Annotated in this window: 9 protein-coding genes and 2 pseudogenes; 9 read left to right on the top strand and 2 right to left on the bottom strand. The window is 43.1% G+C overall.

The annotated features are described in order from the left end of the window. Positions 1 to 4: 4 nt before the first annotated feature. Positions 5 to 1,120: a hypothetical protein gene (locus tag P0078_RS07725; RefSeq protein WP_152454493.1), complete on the bottom strand. Its 1,116-nt coding sequence runs from the start codon at positions 1,118 to 1,120 to the stop codon at positions 5 to 7. A gap of 327 nt (positions 1,121 to 1,447) precedes the next feature. Here P0078_RS07725 and P0078_RS07720 point away from each other — a divergent pair, with 327 nt between their 5' ends. From P0078_RS07720 to P0078_RS07710, 3 genes and pseudogenes are all read left to right on the top strand, one after another. Continuing rightward, positions 1,448 to 2,053, top strand: coding sequence for a 3'-5' exonuclease (locus P0078_RS07720; RefSeq protein WP_216646256.1), 606 nt, complete (start codon positions 1,448 to 1,450; stop codon positions 2,051 to 2,053). A gap of 447 nt (positions 2,054 to 2,500) precedes the next feature. Next, positions 2,501 to 3,706 (top strand): annotated as a pseudogene (locus P0078_RS07715) (IS256 family transposase). A 102-nt stretch (positions 3,707 to 3,808) separates the two neighbouring features. Next, positions 3,809 to 4,747, top strand: a complete 939-nt coding sequence (locus P0078_RS07710; protein WP_282933838.1) for an IS1595 family transposase — start codon at positions 3,809 to 3,811, stop codon at positions 4,745 to 4,747. A 57-nt stretch (positions 4,748 to 4,804) separates the two neighbouring features. Here the strand turns inward: P0078_RS07710 and P0078_RS07705 are convergent, their stop codons facing one another. Continuing rightward, positions 4,805 to 5,548, bottom strand: coding sequence for a transglutaminase-like domain-containing protein (locus P0078_RS07705; RefSeq protein WP_152454492.1), 744 nt, complete (start codon positions 5,546 to 5,548; stop codon positions 4,805 to 4,807). 516 nt (positions 5,549 to 6,064) lie between these two features. On the opposite strand from P0078_RS07705, the gene P0078_RS07700 reads away from it, so the two are divergent. The 6 genes and pseudogenes from P0078_RS07700 (at position 6,065) to P0078_RS24530 (ending at position 17,055) form a co-directional block, all read left to right on the top strand. Continuing rightward, positions 6,065 to 6,466 (top strand): hypothetical protein, encoded by a 402-nt coding sequence (locus P0078_RS07700; protein WP_282933837.1) that lies wholly within the window; start codon positions 6,065 to 6,067, stop codon positions 6,464 to 6,466. A 75-nt stretch (positions 6,467 to 6,541) separates the two neighbouring features. Next, positions 6,542 to 7,873, top strand: coding sequence for a TolC family protein (locus P0078_RS07695; protein WP_152454491.1), 1,332 nt, complete (start codon positions 6,542 to 6,544; stop codon positions 7,871 to 7,873). Between the two features lie 14 nt (positions 7,874 to 7,887). Continuing rightward, positions 7,888 to 9,237, top strand: a complete 1,350-nt coding sequence (locus P0078_RS07690) for an efflux RND transporter periplasmic adaptor subunit (RefSeq protein WP_152456399.1) — start codon at positions 7,888 to 7,890, stop codon at positions 9,235 to 9,237. 13 nt (positions 9,238 to 9,250) lie between these two features. After that, positions 9,251 to 12,382 (top strand): efflux RND transporter permease subunit, encoded by a 3,132-nt coding sequence (locus P0078_RS07685; RefSeq protein WP_152454490.1) that lies wholly within the window; start codon positions 9,251 to 9,253, stop codon positions 12,380 to 12,382. Positions 12,383 to 12,839: 457 nt separating this feature from the next. Further along, complete coding sequence (locus P0078_RS07680) at positions 12,840 to 13,457, top strand: cation efflux transmembrane domain-containing protein (RefSeq protein WP_253868658.1); 618 nt, start codon at positions 12,840 to 12,842, stop codon at positions 13,455 to 13,457. A gap of 2,399 nt (positions 13,458 to 15,856) precedes the next feature. Continuing rightward, positions 15,857 to 17,055: pseudogene (locus P0078_RS24530) on the top strand (LuxE/PaaK family acyltransferase). Positions 17,056 to 17,063: the final 8 nt, after the last annotated feature.

Here is a 17,063-nt window from a genome sequence, read left to right as displayed (position 1 = left end):
ATATTTATTGATTGAGAGGTGCAGGAAGGCCTAAGGGATGTTTATAACCATACTTCTTGCGAAACTCATATCTCTGTATGTTTAGCCAAGTAATAGCACATCTTTTTGTAAAGTCAATATAATTATTGCTGTTAATTTCCATTCTTGAATAATCGCTTTCACGAGAGCTAGCTATAACACCAGAAATTGAACAGTCAGTGAAAGAATCTATATTCCATCGGGAACAAGATGCGCAGGCTCCCTTTTTATCTTTAAGTATAGGGAACTCCATTCCCCATCGTTTAACTTTTATAGTTTCAAAATTTTCTTTTTCGAAGTTTTTAATGATTTTATAGTTTGATTGCAATTCTTTACTGTACACATCATAAAAACTCATATGACAATATCTCTTCAATCTTGCTCTTAAGAGGTTCAGGTCGCTCTTCGTGGGTTCTGCTGATCTCCTATCAGAAAATTTCCCAATGTAATTTTTCTGATAGGATAAAGTCTGAACAAAATATTCTATGTAGGTTAGTTTTGCACAGGGAGAAAAGTAAAGTTTCCACTTACTTATGGGGTCCTCATAATGTTTATTATTGTAAACTTCTGAAGTTAAATGTTTTATTGAGCTGGATACTTTCTCCCAGTTAGCCGATAAAACACCTAAAATCACGCTTTTAATTTTGTTTTTTACTGAAGGGGTTCTTTTGATTTGCCATAACGGACAGTTATGCTTTTCGCAATATGATATATATAACCACTTGCTTTCGAAAAACGCATGGCCCTGATTTGCAAGTTTTTCTTCAATACACCTTTTACAAAACTTAATAGGTATTCGTTTTCCAGTAAATTGTCCATGAGAGTAGTTAAGAATTTGCGGGAAGCCTTTAAAATGTGTAAATCTATTTCTGCTAAAAGTGTCCTCTGTTCCGATAGAGTAAGTAGAGTCAAAAATGTCAATCAGTACTTTCTCGGGATAAAAAGTGAAATATTTTTTGGCTGTATCCGGAATTGAAGGGTACTCTCTCCATCCACCCCCGCCAGCTATTAAGCTATTTATATTCCGAAACCCAGCTTTTATAAAAACTCTTAATATAAAGGAATGGATGGATTCACCCGGCTGTTGCAGTGCTCTAAACATAGTTATACCATATTGTAAAGATAGAAATATTGTGTGGTTTGTAGTTTCTCTATCTAGCTTGCTGATAAGTTTGTTCTGAGAGCTATAGAGCTTCATAAATATACACACATATATTTTGAAATGGCTTATTATTTTTTATGAATACCTAATGATATACCAAGAAATCTAATATTTAATAATTAAAAGTACTTAAAGGACATGTTATTGTTTCCATATAGTATATCCCTTGAAAAATTTACAATACTCTATTGAGCCATGTCAATTGATGACGGGCTCGTTCTAAATATCTCACTCTGTTTATATGTATATTATAATTTTCGTATACTAATGGGATTTTTTTCATTTTTAAAAAATACTATAGGGTTTAGCATGGTTTTTCAGAATTGCTTCAATGGTATTAAGCACCTGCTGATTGTAGATCTTGAGGCAACTTGTTGGAATGATCGCCCACTATCTGTTGGGGTAATGGAGGTCATTGAATTCGGACTTGTACTGACTACTTTGGATGGTGAAATCTTAGCTAGTCATAGTCAATTTGTTAGACCAATGATTAATCCGAAACTTAGTAAGTTTTGCAGTGAACTTACAGGTATCAAAAATAGCATGGTGGCTAGTGCGCCTGATTTCAGAGAAAGCACGAGTCTCCTTAACTTATGGTTATCTCATTATGAGTATCAAGCCTGGGCTAGCTGGGGGGAATACGATTGGAAGCAGATCAAAGTAGAGCTGATACGGCACGGTTGCGCGCCAGATTTTTTTGCTAAACCGCATATCAACCTGAAAGCAGTATGGCAAGAAAAGACAGGTAAGAAGCGTCGTTCAGGACTTGGATCTGCTCTACAGTCTCTCGGTATTGTCTTTGAAGGTCAGCAGCATCGCGGTGTGGATGATGCACGTAATATTTCGAGAATACTTCCTTACTTGACTATTTAAAAAATGTATCGTTGGTTTGATGCGAATAGGTGATGTACTTATTATAAATATAATTTTGATTGTATGAGAGGCTTAACCTCTGCCTTTCATGTCATAGAAATTTGTCTCATTTATTCATAGATGGCTATTGTATTTTATGACTCTTAATCTTTTATTGCGGGAAGATCAAGAGTACTCGATTTAATATTGTTTAGATACTCCGCTTTGATTGGTTGTTGATATGAAAGTTAAATTATTTTATATGATTATGTAATCCTGGGTTTGTTCAAAAAGATTGTTTTATATTTTCTGGGACTCATTATAGATATCGTATCTAAAGGAAATGATACCCACCATATCTCCTATAGTGGCAGTTAAGTTACATATTTAGATCTCAGACTAGAGCTAGAGGGGTAGTGTTCAGAATTCTGTGTCATTTCTTTACTATTAGCAAAAAAGAGATGACCCATGACCAAACCTACTTTCGATATGGATGCCGCCGTCAAAGCCTTATGCGAGGGTAAAGACCTCAATGGCAAAGATGGCATCCTCACCCCTCTGATCAAACAACTCACTGAAGCTGCCATGAAAGCGGAGCTGGAAGAGCACCTCGCCAGCGAGGATAAGCCCAACCGCAAGAATGGCACCACCTCAAAAACTATGAAAAGCCCCGCTGGCAGCTTCGAGCTGCAGGCGCCGCGGGATCGTGCCGGCACCTTCGAGCCTCAAATCGTCAAGAAGCATCAAACTCAGCTTACCGACGAACTGGAACGCAAGATTACCGCCCTGTTTGCCCTGGGTAACAGCTATCAGGACATCCGCACACATATTGCCGATATCTACGGAATGGAGCTTTCCAACGGCACCATCAATGCCGTTACTGACAAGCTGCTGCCTGAACTACAAGCTTGGCGTGAGCGCGACCTGGAGGCTGTCTATCCTATTGTCTGGCTCGATGCTATCCATTACAAAATCAAGGAAAACGGTCGTTATGCCAGCAAGGCCATTTACACGATTCTTGGCCTCAATATCGAAGGCAAGAAGGAGTTATTGGGGCTCTACCTATCCGATCAAGAAGGCGCACATCATTGGCTGAGTGTTCTGACCGATCTCCACAACCGTGGGGTCAAAGATATCCTCATTGCTTGTGTTGATGGCCTGCAGGGTTTCCCTGAGGCCATAGAGAGCATCTACCCTAAGACCGAGATCCAGCACTGCATCATCCATCAGATCCGCAACTCACTAAAGTATGTAGCTTCAAAGAATCAATAGGCCTTTATGGCCGATCTCAAATGCATCTACAAGGCGGCAACGCTCAATGCCGCCGAGCACGCTTTGGACGAGCTGGAGACCAAGTGGGGTGACAAATATCCAATGGTGATTAAGTCCTGGCGGGGTAAATGGCCGACTCTCTCGGCCTACTTTAAATACCCGGAATACGTCCGCACACCGATCTACACTACGAATGCGGTGGAGGCTGTACACAGGCAGTTCCGCAAGTTGACCAAGACCAAGGGCGGCTTCGCCAATGAGAATAGCTTACTGAAGCTTCTCTATGCCGGTATACTAAAAGCCTCCGAACGCTGGACGCACCCAATTCAAAATTGGAATCTGACACTATCACAGCTGACGATCCACTTCCCAGATCGACTGGAGAAATACATCAGCCTATGAGGCTATTTGGCTGACACAGAGTTTCCTAATTACCACCCTTGCTAAGTCACATGTAACTGTATATAAATACAGCTATCATGTTGATCTGTAAGGGAATACACCATGGCTCGCAACAAGGTACAGTTCCAGAAGGGTATTAGTTTGACCCAATTCCTTAAAGCTTATGGTACAGAAGAGCAGTGCTTCGATGCTCTCTGTCAATGGCGTTGGCCAAATGGCTTCTGTTGCCCTCACTGCGGACATGACAAACATTGCAACCTCGCTTACCGCAAGCTCAAGCAATGTAACCGGTGTCGACGTCAGACATCGATTACTTCTCGTACGATATTTGACTCCACCAAACTGCCCCTTACTACTTGGTTTCTCGGTATCTTTCTGATTACCCAGGATAAGAAGGGTATTTCCTCTATGGAGCTGGCTCGTCATCTGGGTCTCTCTTACAACGCTGCCTGGCGTATGAAGCAGAAACTCATGCAGGTGATGATGGAGCGGGACCAACAGTACAAGCTATCCGGTTTTATTGAATTGGATGATGCCTATCTCGGTGGTGAACATACTGGATGCAAGCCGGGGCGCGGAGCTAAGGGTAAAACTCCCTTTGTGGCTGCCGTTGAAACTACCAAAGATAGACGTCCTACTCGTATCAAGCTCTCTATTATCAAGGGCTTCAGGAGCAGTGAGATTTCTACCTGGAGCAAAAAGCATCTTTGCAGCGGTAGCATGGTTATCTCAGATGGCCTTGCATGCTTCAATGCTGTCACAGAGGCTAATTGTGTACATGACAAGATTGTTTGTGGTGGTGGTCGAGCTTCTGTTGAAGAGCCTGAGTTCTATTGGGTGAATACGGTACTCGGCAATCTAAAAAGTGCACTGCGTAGTACCTACCATGCGATTAGGCCGAAATATGCGCAGCGATATTTGGCAGAATTTCAATATCGATTTAATCGACGGTTCGACTTATCAGCACTCATTCCAAGACTTTTTTTCTCTCTTCGGACACCTCCAATGCCGGAAAGACTGCTGAAAATTGGCTTAGTATAGGTGGTAATTAGGCAGAGTTTTGAACACCCTCGCTAGAGGTGGTATCGCTATACTTTATCAGCTTAATTCTAAGGTATTACATTTACCTAAGCCCTTTGCTCGAATCCGTTTAACATTGATATTTATTAAATGACGGATCACGAAGCGAAATAGTAATTTCTTAATGCCAGTTAAATTACTTCCATAGAGCAGATAAAAATCATCAGGTTGCGTATAAACTCCGAAATCGTCTGCGATACCTTCTTTCTGTATAAATGTATCTTTATCCTCCCAGTCAATGGGTGGGTTTTGTAGGCATTTTGTGGCAATACCATAGCCTTTAAACTCAGAGCATTGATTACGGAACCCTTCTTGGACTTTGTTCAGGTATGGGCGGTCGATAATATATCCTTCAAGGTTGATCCACCTATCATTTGAATATACTTCAACCCAGCTGTGGATAATTCGTTCAGGTACGATATAGAATAGATAACTAGGTATGGCACCTTTCTGAAGGTCTTTAAAAATAGTAAATCCATGAATGCGTGTAGGAATGCCAACAGCGCGAAGCAAAGCCATTAGCAATGTTCCTTTAGTGTTACATTGTCCGTACCCGTCTTTCAGTACCCTGCTAGCCGGAATACGATCATCACTATTGTAACCAAATAAAATATCATCACGAACAAACTTATAGATGGCACCAATGGCGTCATACTGAGATAGCTTACGCCATTTCTTATTTTCAATTAACATCTGAATGGTTTTATTCTCAAAGTCAAGCATAGGGGTTTCTGATAAGTATTCACGAGTAAGTGTCTTCATTCATTTGTTCTCCAAGGTAAGTTATAATGTGGGCTTATTTAAACTCTGCCCTCTCGTATAATTGAATAAACCTCCTAAGACTTCACGAAAGCTCTCTTATCAAAATCATTCCTAAATGAATGTCGCATAGACTTTTATTTGGGCTGCTTATTCAAAGTTAATCCCCCACTTTCATGCAAGGTTAACGGTTCCTGAAAGAATTTTAATCTACTTAATGAATTTAACATTAGTATTATGATCTCGCATCCCGATTACTTGAAGAATATAGCCCTTTTAAAGCTCTACCTTTCCAACCCAAATTCCGTGGACTATGGGACCGATAGACTCCTTACTAGTGTAAGTGTCGTTAACTGTAAATTGACCTCTTCTAGAGGCTGACTCCTCACTTGGAGAGAAGGTGTGACCAAATAGCCACTTTGGGGTTAATGATAACTTTAGGGCAGTGAGTTAAGTTGAGGTGTCTGAATTTACTTGCTAGAATCCCATTCAGTAGATTCTGGTCTCTTTGTAACTTTTATGAATGTAGTTCGACTATCATTTCTATTAATTGTGCTTATGGTCTTTCAGACCGCAGGTGCATTCTATGATAGCCATGAAGAAGTTCAGGAGGTAACGAATCACCTGTCTCTACATCATGATGAAGATCTGCCCGGCAATTTACCGTTTCAACCGGACAGCTCCCCTTCTGATTTAAGCTTACAGATCCCCTCCAGCGGGGATGAGGCTGATCAATCTTCGTTTCTTCTGGATTTATGTAATCACTGCTGTCATTGCCATGGAAGTACCTTTACCGCCCTGGTAGGTCAATCATTACTCTCTATTCTGAGCGGAATCGTTAATTATCGAGAATTCGGCAATACACGTGTTCCCAGTGGTTATTTTACCCCTCTACTCCGCCCACCTATAACCCAAGTCTGATTGCTCTAATGCCGCGCGAGTAAGGAGAGCTACAAGGCCCCCTTGCGCAATTAAAAACTGACTTGGGAGATACCCATGGATTTTTACTGCACGCTCACTGAGAGTGTGATTCGTCGTCGTGCCATATTCCAGTTGATGGTGGCGATAATGTATTTAGCTGCGCAATCAGTATCCGCGCAGGAGGGGGATTTACTGACATTACCAGATGCGATTGAGCTGACGCTCGCACAGAATCCGGAGCTTGCGGTATTCCCATTACAGAGAAGAGGTCTAGATGGTGCTGAAGAGACTGCAGCACTGCGGCCTGCGTTAAGCCTAGGAGGTGAGGCTCAATACAAGAACTTTGGTGATGGTGGCTCCAATAATGCGCCAGATCCCGAGGATGATGCCGACAATGAGCTTGAGTTGACGGTAACTTTATCCTCCGTAATTGAGCTAGGAGATAAACGTAGAGCTCGAATAGATGTAGTCAATGCCCAGCGTAATTTACTGATCGCGGATGAGCAAGCTAAGGCGCTAGATCTTCTGGCAGAAGTTATCCGTCGCTATGCTCAGGTTCTTGCTGCCCAGGAATTAGCTGTATTGGCTAGGGAGAAGGTATTACTCGCACGTGAAACGCTAAGCGCTGTCAGCGCCAGAGTCAGCGCTGCTGCTAGCCCGGTTTCTGAACGCCTACGAGCGGAGTCCGCCCTGACAAAAGCAAGCCTCGCTAAGCAGACGGATGAGAGCATGCTAGTGTACTACAGGCATGCCCTATCGGCTCTGTGGGGACAGCCGAGTATAGATTATCGAGTAGACTCCAGTGAGCTCTATCGTTTTGAGCCCGGCGCTAGTTTTGAGGAACTTTATGCGCGTGCGCAGGAAAACCCAGCTATAGCGCGCTTTGCTTCCGAAGAGCGACTGAGTGCTTCACAGCTTCGTCTCACCCAGTCCAACTCAAAGCCTGATGTTGGATGGTTTGCAGGTCTTCTCGTGAATCGGGCTGTTGACGAAACTACAGCTTTAGCTGGTTTCGAAGTTCCACTCTTTACCGCAAAACGCAATCGTGGTGCCGAGCTAACAGCAATGACTGAATTGGATGAGGTTATGCTCCGTCGTGAGGCGGCATTACTACAACTTTATCCTCAGCTATTTCTTGCCGTAACCGGTCGCGAACAGGCCCTGGCTACTGTCTCCAGTTTGCAGGATTCTGTAATCCCTAAGCTTCGCGAGGCATTGACTGAAGTAGATCGTGCCTATCGTCGTGGCCGGAGTTCTTATCTTGACTTAATTGTTGCTCGGGAAGAGTTGCTCGATGCTGAACGTGCACGAATCGAAGCAGCGCGGTCTGTACTTCTTTTCGGCGCTGAGATTGAGCAGCTTACAGCAGGGCCTTTAGGTTCCGAGAGTGTAGGAAGCGGAAAATAATTTTGGATTTAGATATGAGCAGATTAAGTAAAGTAATTCGCCTGGCAATATTATCCATACTCCTCATTTTCTCTGGATTTTGGATTGCAAGCCTGGGTCATGCAAATGGTGGTCATGATGAACATGTTAAGCAAGATGAAGAGCTGGGCTCCAATGATAGCCATGATGAGCATGATGAACAGGAAGGGAAACAATTCTCTAGTCATGGACATAGTGATAACCATGGCGGACATGATGAGCATCAGGAGGAAAAGGGCCCCAATGGTGGCCGTTTACTGACTGAGGGGGATCTAACGGCCGAGTTGCTTATTTATGAAAGTGGTGTAAAGCCAGAGTTTCGAGCCTGGATTTCTCTTAATGGTAAACCTTTAGAGAATGCTCGTGTTTCCGTAGAGCTTGAAAGACTTGGTGGAAAAGTGGATCAAATACCCTTTGCCTGGGAGGATAGTGTTGGGTATTACCGCGGTGAAGGCGTAGTAAAGGAACCTCACTCTTTTGATGTTGCCGTTTCTGTTTTTTACAACGGCGAGCGCACAAGTTGGGATTATGAGTCCCATGAAGGTCGAGTGCAGATCTCTGAACAAATGGCAAAAAAGGCAGGCATTAAAACTGCAATTGCTGCTCCAGGTATAATTAAAGAAAGCGTTACCTTATATGGTAAAACTGCGATAGATCATCGTAACCTCAGTCATGTGCGTGCACGTTACCCAGGAACCGTAATCACTGTTAAAAAAACGCTTGGCGATTTGGTAGCGAAAGGGGAAGAGCTTGCTTCTATCGAATCCAATGACAGCTTGCAAATTTATCCATTGGTCGCTCCTATTAGCGGTCAGATAATTGATAAGCAAGCCAGCCAAGGTGAATTCAGTGGCGAACGGGTGCTGTTTACCATAGCTAACTACGACCAGCTGTGGGCTGAGTTGCAAGTATTTCCGATGCGTCGCGATCAGATCAAATTAGGGCAACAGGTTTCAATTACAGCTGGTGAGCGTTCTTTTGAGTCAACTATCAGCAGCCTTGCTCCGAGCAGTAATGGTCAGCCCTTCGCGATTGCAAGAGCGGTGATTGAAAACCCCAATGAGCTCTGGACTACCGATCTAATGGTCCAAGGCCAAGTAGTAACCAATGAAAAATCTGTGCCTTTAGTGGTCGAGAATCGTGCACTACAACCTTTCCGCGATTGGACGGTGGTATTTATCAAAGTGGGAGAAACCTATGAAATTCGTCCACTAAAACTCGGCCGTAGCGACGGCACTGTAACCGAAGTGCTGAGTGGCCTCAATGAGGGTGATCGCTATGTCACCGAGAACAGCTACCTGATCAAAGCGGATATTGAAAAGTCCGGCGCTGCACATAGCCATTAAATGAGGCCAGAAGATGATTGAAAGTATACTGCGCTTCTCAATTGAGCGGCGCTACTTCGTACTGTCCCTGATCTTTGTATTGGTGGGCCTGGGGGTTTGGAGTTATCAGAGACTTCCAATTGATGCGGTTCCCGATATCACCAATGTTCAGGTACAGATTAATACCGAGGCTCCTGGTTATTCACCTTTAGAGGCGGAGCAGCGGATTACTTACACTGTGGAGGCGGCACTCGCCGGCTTGCCTAATTTAGAATATACCCGTTCGCTCTCTCGCTACGGTTTGTCCCAGGTCACTGTTGTTTTTAAAGAGGGTACAGATCTCTATTTTGCTCGGAACTTAATTAATAGCCGTCTCAGTAGTATTAAAAGTCATTTGCCTCCGGAGTTAGAGCCTGAAATGGGTCCCATTGCTACCGGACTCGGTGAGATTTTTATGTACACAGTGGAGGCTCTGCCTGGCGCCACCCAGCCCAATGGGCAGCCTTACGACGCCACTTCACTGAGGGAAATTCAAGATTGGATTATAAAACCGCAATTATCCTTAGTCCCCGGAGTTACTGAAGTTAATACCATCGGTGGCTATAACAAGCAGTATCACGTAACACCCGAACCTCGACAGATGCTTAACTTTGGCGTATCCATGGAAGATATCGCTCTAGCGCTGAGCCGCAATAACGAAAGTCGCGGCGCTGGTTACTTGGAGGGGAATGGACGGCAACTTCTGGTGCGTTCACCAGGGCAGTTGCGAAATATTGCCGAAATTGAGGATGTGGTAATTACCAGTCGCGCCGGGGTGCCGGTTAAAATTTCGGATGTAGCCGAAGTAGCTATTGGAAAAGAGCTTCGCACCGGTGCTGCCACTCGCGATGGTGAAGAGACCGTATTGGGCACAGCTATGATGCTGGTAGGGGAAAACTCCCGGGAGGTAGCTCGAAGTGTAGCGGAAGCCTTAAAGCGAATAAAATCAACCGTACCTGAAGGTATTAAGGTAGAGGCGGTTTATGATCGGACCACTCTGGTAGATAAAGCTATCGCTACAGTGCAAAAAAACCTTGTTGAGGGTGCGCTGCTGGTTATCGTGGTATTGTTCTTGTTGCTGGGAAATATTCGAGCCGCCTTTATTACTGCAGCGGTAATCCCGCTTTCCATGCTTGCCACCATTTTCGGCATGGTGCAAACGGGTGTTTCCGCCAATCTGATGAGTCTCGGAGCCCTTGACTTTGGCCTGATTGTCGATGGGGCCGTGATAATTGTGGAGAACGCGATTCGCCGACTTGCCGAAGCCCAGCATCGCAACGGAGGCAAGCTGCCCCTACAAGAGCGTTTGGAGCTAGTATTCCAAGCTACCAACGAAGTGATTCGCCCAAGTTTGTTTGGTGTTTTGATCATTACCGTGGTGTATATCCCTCTATTTTCGCTTACAGGTGTGGAAGGGAAGATGTTCCACCCCATGGCTGCCACTGTAGTGATGGCTTTACTCGCTGCACTGGTGCTTTCATTGACCGTTGTGCCTGCAGCAGTTGCTGTTTTCCTGACAGGTAAAATCAGTGAAAATGAAAACAAAGTTATTGTTGCGACCAAATCTTTATATAAACCACTGTTGATTGCTGCAATGAAAGTGCGCTGGTTAGTACTTTCTGGGGCTCTTGCATTAGTACTGTTCTGCAGCTGGCTTGCAACAACACTGGGTTCTGAATTTATTCCTCAGCTCAATGAGGGTGATATCGCTTTACACGCCCTGCGTATTCCTGGTACCGGTTTAGAGCAATCTGTAGAAATGCAAAGCTTGTTGGAGCAGCGTATTAAGGAGTTTCCTCAAGTAGATAAAGTATTCGCAAAAATTGGTACACCAGAAGTAGCAACAGACCCAATGCCGCCAAATGTAGCCGACAATTTTGTGATCCTGAAGCCCCGTGACCAATGGCCCGATCCGAAACTGCCCCAGGAACAATTGGTTGCTGAAATCGAAGAAGCTGTGCGTCAGTTACCGGGAAATAACTACGAGTTCACCCAACCAATCCAAATGCGCTTTAATGAACTAATTTCCGGCGTACGTGCAGACCTGGGTATTAAAGTATTCGGTGATGATCTGGATCAGCTGGTGGCTTCTTCAAATGAAATTCTCGGTGTGCTAAATGGAATTGAGGGTGTTGCTGATGCTCGTGTAGAACAAGTGGAGGGTCTACCGATTCTATCAATAGTGCCGAATCGAATCGCACTCGCCCGCTATGGAATAGATCTGCAAACCTTGCAAGATTTGGTTTCAGCGGCTATTGGAGGTGAAGAGGCTGGATTGATTTACGAAGGCGATCGCCGTTTTCATCTGGTAGTGCGTCTGCCGGAAGGCTTGCGACGAGACTATGAGAACCTTGGGGATTTACCTGTTCCGTTACCTACTGGTAGCCCATTGGGTAGCTATGTGCCCTTGTCAGAAGTTGCTAACTTGGAAATGACCCCTGCCCCCAACCAGATCAGCCGGGAAAATGGTAAGCGCCGTGTTGTGGTAACTGCCAACGTCCGCGACCGTGATTTGGGGTCCTTTGTTGAAGAGGCGAAGAGCCGTATTGATCAGCAGGTCTCTTTGCCTGCAGGTTACTGGCTAGTATACGGCGGCACTTTCGAGCAATTGGAATCCGCCAGTACTCGCCTCTCAATAGTGGTTCCACTGACACTATTGGTAATTCTGGGACTTCTGGTGATGGCCTTTGGTTCATTCAAGGATGCCTTAATTATTTTCAGTGGAGTACCCCTGGCGCTTACTGGAGGTGTCTTGTCCCTATGGTTGCGCGATATGCCTTTATCTATTTCTGCTGGAGTAGGATTTATTGCACTATCTGGTGTGGCGGTGTTAAACGGTTTGGTAATGCTCTCCTTCATCCGACAACTTCGTCAGCAAGGTGGTGAGTTGCTCACATCCATTATCGATGGTGCTATGATCCGCCTGCGTCCAGTATTGATGACTGCGTTGGTTGCAAGTCTCGGTTTTGTTCCTATGGCTTTGAATGTAGGTACTGGAGCAGAGGTTCAAAGACCACTAGCTACGGTGGTAATTGGAGGCATAATTTCTTCTACTCTCCTAACCTTGTTTGTACTGCCATTGCTTTATCGGATAGTGCATGGAAGAGAAGGTATATTGAAAATATAAACATAATTTATGATGCTCACCTTTGCTTATATTTAGGTAGGGGTGAGCAAAATTTTAATGAAAATATTTAAGTGTTTGTTGGTTCATTTTTGAGCATGAAAGAAATGGATGCGCTTGATATTTATATAAGATAAATAGAAAATAATAGATGTTTCTATTGCCTCAATGGAGTGACGGGTTTTTAGTGTGTAGGTTTAGTATGAGTTTACTGCTTGCAGATTTTTATTCTAGTTCAATGCCAACCTTTATAGGTCCTAAATTGAGTGGGCGGAAGTGCTGGTGCCCTTGATCTCTGATTTTAGTGAATTGTAATTTGACTTCTCATGAGGTTGACTAATAAATATGATCTGAATTTTTAAAGAAAGACAGGATCTAGCCTCGAGAGAGAATTTGAAGTAAGTAATTGTTGATGTTTAAAACATAAATATCCCTAAGTGGAGTTCTGTTTAGAGAGGGCATGAATATGTCTGAATGTGGTTGCGGTGTAGAGCAAGCAGATAAATTAGAGAGAAGCACTTTAATGGTGCTGCTAGTGATCAACGCAATTATGTTTGTGTTTGAATTAATTCTTGGATGGTTTGCTCAGTCAACAGGACTGATTGCTGACTCTCTAGATATGTTGGCTGATGCTGCTGTGTATGGGATCTCTTTATTTGTTGTAGGTAGAGGGGTTATATATCAAGCTAAGGCAGCTAATGTCAGTGGAATAATTCAAATTATATTGGGATTGTGGGTGTTGTATGAGGTTTGTAGGAGATCACTTTTTGGAAGCGAGCCAGAAAGTATACTAATGATATCAATAGGGGCCTCTGCCTTGTTAGCAAATGTTGTTTGCCTCCTAATAATATCAAAGTATAGGGAAGGGGGTGTACATATGAGAGCCGCTTGGATTTTTTCAGCCAATGATGTTGTCGCAAATTTAGGAGTGATTGTGTCAGGACTACTAGTGGCGGTAATCGATAGTCGTTTTCCTGATCTTGCTATAGGCTTAATAATTTCGGCTGTTGTCACTCGAGGTGGTTTTTTGATTCTTAAAGAGGCGAGGGAGTCCACTCGAAAAGCCAAAATATCCTAAGTGACCTTAAGGTTTTAATAGTATGAGTAATATCAACTTCTTAGTGGCTTGTCTAAAATAGTTTGTAGATCAATGGGAGTCTTACCTGAAGATGCTTGTCACTAATTTCTGAGAGCAAAAGATGCAATGATCCCTTAAGGTTTGAGTTGGCGAACTTATGAGTGCTTTTCTCTCATAGAGCAGTTTTGTGCATCCATTTTAATGCGTTATGACATGACGCACTTTTTTCACCTTTGACCTAGATGGTCTAGGCAGAAATTTTATTATTATATGCTGCCGAATATTCCCTTACAGCCTCCAAAGGATCTAGTCGAAGTATTGTTAGGTGTTGAATATCTTTCATTGGGGCATAAAAGCCTAAGAAGTCCTCAAGTGTTTTTTTTATAGCTCTAAATTTTTAGCCGACTGTAACTAAAAATTGATACGTACCTTCTGTTGAAAAGAATATTGAGCCGCGACATTAATGTCTACTAGGTGAGCTTCATGGCAAAGTATGGTGCAATGCTTTAGATCGGTGATTTGATCTATATCTCTTCAGTCTTAAAGCCGTATGGCAAATAATTGTCGAGCAGCTGTTTCATCGAGTTAGATGTTTCAGAAAGTTCTCTGTCGCTCATATTCTATAGGTAATATTGGTAATGATAACGATTTTCAATTAAGTGTGTGGTTCTGTGCCTGTAAAAATTTATACTCTTCATAACTTCCGGTCTAGTGGATACTTTTGGTGGGAAAGTTGAGTTTAATAATTTAACACTAAGTTAGGGTGAAGTATGGGGCTTAATTGGGAGGTGGCTCGGAGGTACTAGGAAGGTGTTCTGTTTCTTTTGATACTAAATATCGCCATTGCTAGATGAAATAAGAAAATGTTACGTAGATTGCGTGTGCCGTATGCTCTCTCATTTTGCAAAGTACTCCTAAAGTTAGCTAGAAATCAGATCTTATCTTCAGCCACATCTACGAGGTTTGGTATGCGCTTTATAATTGAAGCCGATTTTGTAGTGCTTCTTTAAGCTGGCCGGCAAAGATAATGTTTTTCAGTTCATCGGCGGATGTAGGTAAATCTATCCCTGGTGCTCAGCTTTCAGCATTTTTAGTTTGGTGGATGCTTCTAAAGTGCCTGCTGAATAGATATTTTCCCATGGTAATAAAATGTGTAAGCACGATTGGGTATTTCTGAGGGATGTCTAAAGCGGTATTCTGGTTTTTTGTGTGTTGAAAATGGCCATTGTTTCTGTGGTTTTAATTGTGCAATAGGGAATCTCGCAAAGATAATGTGGATAATTTTTTATTGATAGTTAAAAAATAAAGAGTAATAAATAGATTATTATGGATGGTTGTCATAAATGAGACTGAGTTTTCTATTTTAGTCATGAGAATTAATGGCGTTTAGTTGGTGTAGGTAAAAGAAAAGGAGGTGGAAGTACAGTTGCGCCTTACTTGGTACTATTCTCCTTAAAGTAGATCGTTGTAATAAAAAAATATCCAATAAATTACTTGGTGTTGCGGGGCGTGTTGTTAATTGTGGTGTGGTTTATATGAATGTGATGTATCAATCTTTACTTAAAAATACGAATTTTCTGCTGAAAAATAGCAGGGAGATTAAAGATTGAGGAAAAACGACAATGTAAGCTTGAATATTTGTGCGAATTTACTCTACCCCTAAGATTGAATTAATTCTATTAAGCTTGTCATCAAATAGTTTATATTTGTTAATTGGCTGGTCACAATATGTTACCAAAATATAAGCTGTAATTTGCTGTAATTGGCGGCAAGGTGCTTTCTTGGGTTTCCCGTTGGGAGTCGGAGTTCAGGTGTGAGTGCAAGCTTCAATAGTAAAAAATATGTATAAAGCCTGTTCGTTTTGTTGTGAGTTCATGATCGCAAGATGATTTTTATGTGATTGGCGGACCGATTGTTCTGGCTAATTTTTAGAGGTAATTTGAAGGGGTAAGATTGTAAGTGGGTGTAAGTGAGAGGGGCTGGTCATGTAGCAAAAAAAAAACCATACTACGCGGCAAGAAAAATAAAAAAATAAAGAAAATTACTTTGAAGTGATTGTTAAAATTTCTAATGTGTTTAATATTTCTCTCGGAAAATAATAAATAGAATCGATAAGTAGAGACTCTTGATGGTGGTCAAAGATTTACCCGGCAGATTTACCCGGCAGATTTACCCGGCAGATTTACCCGGCAGATTTACCCGGCAGGTTTACCCGGCATGATTCCCGGATGGGTCTTTCAGTCGAGTTCTAAATTCTCTGATGTTTAAACCATTCTTAATTCAAGCTTTGAGGTTTTTGTTAAGTTTTTTGATATATATCAGCTTGATTAAAACAGTAAAAAAATAGCCTAAATGCCTCCGCATAGACGATTGAGGCCGTGTCTTATTTGACTTTAAAAATGGAGATTGAAATGTCGATACAGTTACAAAACATACTCAAGGAAAACGGGTTAGACCCTTTAAAGGTGGCACTGTCATCTGTGGCGGAACTCTATTCGATGACAGAGGATAACTTACTGGATTTCAAGACAGGCTTGATCCATGAGGCATTCGCTTATCACTATGAGAACAATGCTTTTTTCCGCTCCGCTTGCGATAGCAAAGGAGTGACACCGGATATGATCTCAACTCCAGCTGACCTGATCAAAATACCTCTGATTCCCATTGAGCTTTTTAAATCAAACGATAGCCATAAGTTACTTTCAGTCAGCCTACGTGATGTAGAGCTAGAAATGCGAAGCACAGGTACCTCTGGTATTCCCAGCGTTTCGCGCCGCTGCGCGGACACCGTTGACAATGCGGTGCTGGGGATTTACTCGATGTATCGCGAATTCCTAAAGATCTCCAAAGGTGCCGGCCTTTATCTTTGCCCCTCAACCGAGGAAATTCCTGAAATGGGCATGATCAAGGCCCTCAATATGCTCGCAGGTCTGCTGGACACTCATAGATTCATGGTTCGGCAAGAATCTTTTAAGCCCGAAGAGGCCTTAGAACAGCTTGAGGATTGGAATGATAAATTCAGTCGCCATTTGATTGGTCCTCCATTCCTGATCAATCGTTTTATCAGCTACCTCAAAGCTACCAACACCCGAATTAAACTCGATAAGAGTAGTTACATCATCACTCTTGGGGGTGGAAGCGCTTCTCAGGCCAGATGTTGTCACGTGCAGAATTCAACAGTGAATGTATCGAGTACTTGGGCGTTGAAGAGAGCCAGATCCGTGACATCTACGCCTTGGTTGAATCCAATGTCATTGCTATTGACGATGAGTATGGAATCAAGCATGTCTCCCCCTTCGTTCATTTCTCGGTAAGAGACCCCAAACAACTAGATCGAGAGGTCGAACCGGGCCAGACCGGCCAATTGGCAATTCTTGACCCTCTCGCACGTTCGACGCCTGGTTTCATGCTTACTGAGGACTTGGTGCGACTGTTGCCTGAAGCGAGTCGTTCGGGAAGAAGTGGTCAACGCATGCAGTATGTAATGCGCCTACCTGAGTCAAAAGAATTTGGTTGCTGTGCGGTTAATTTAGATAAGCGGCTTGAAGATTTGGACGCAGAGCAGGCTGCTAGCGGCAGTTGTCCAGTCGTCGCCTAATTACAGCT

The organism is Microbulbifer sp. VAAF005, assembly GCF_030012985.1.
In the GTDB taxonomy this organism is placed as follows: domain Bacteria; phylum Pseudomonadota; class Gammaproteobacteria; order Pseudomonadales; family Cellvibrionaceae; genus Microbulbifer.
Note: the sequence above shows the minus strand (reverse complement) of the source record. Positions and strands in the feature narration are given on the sequence as shown.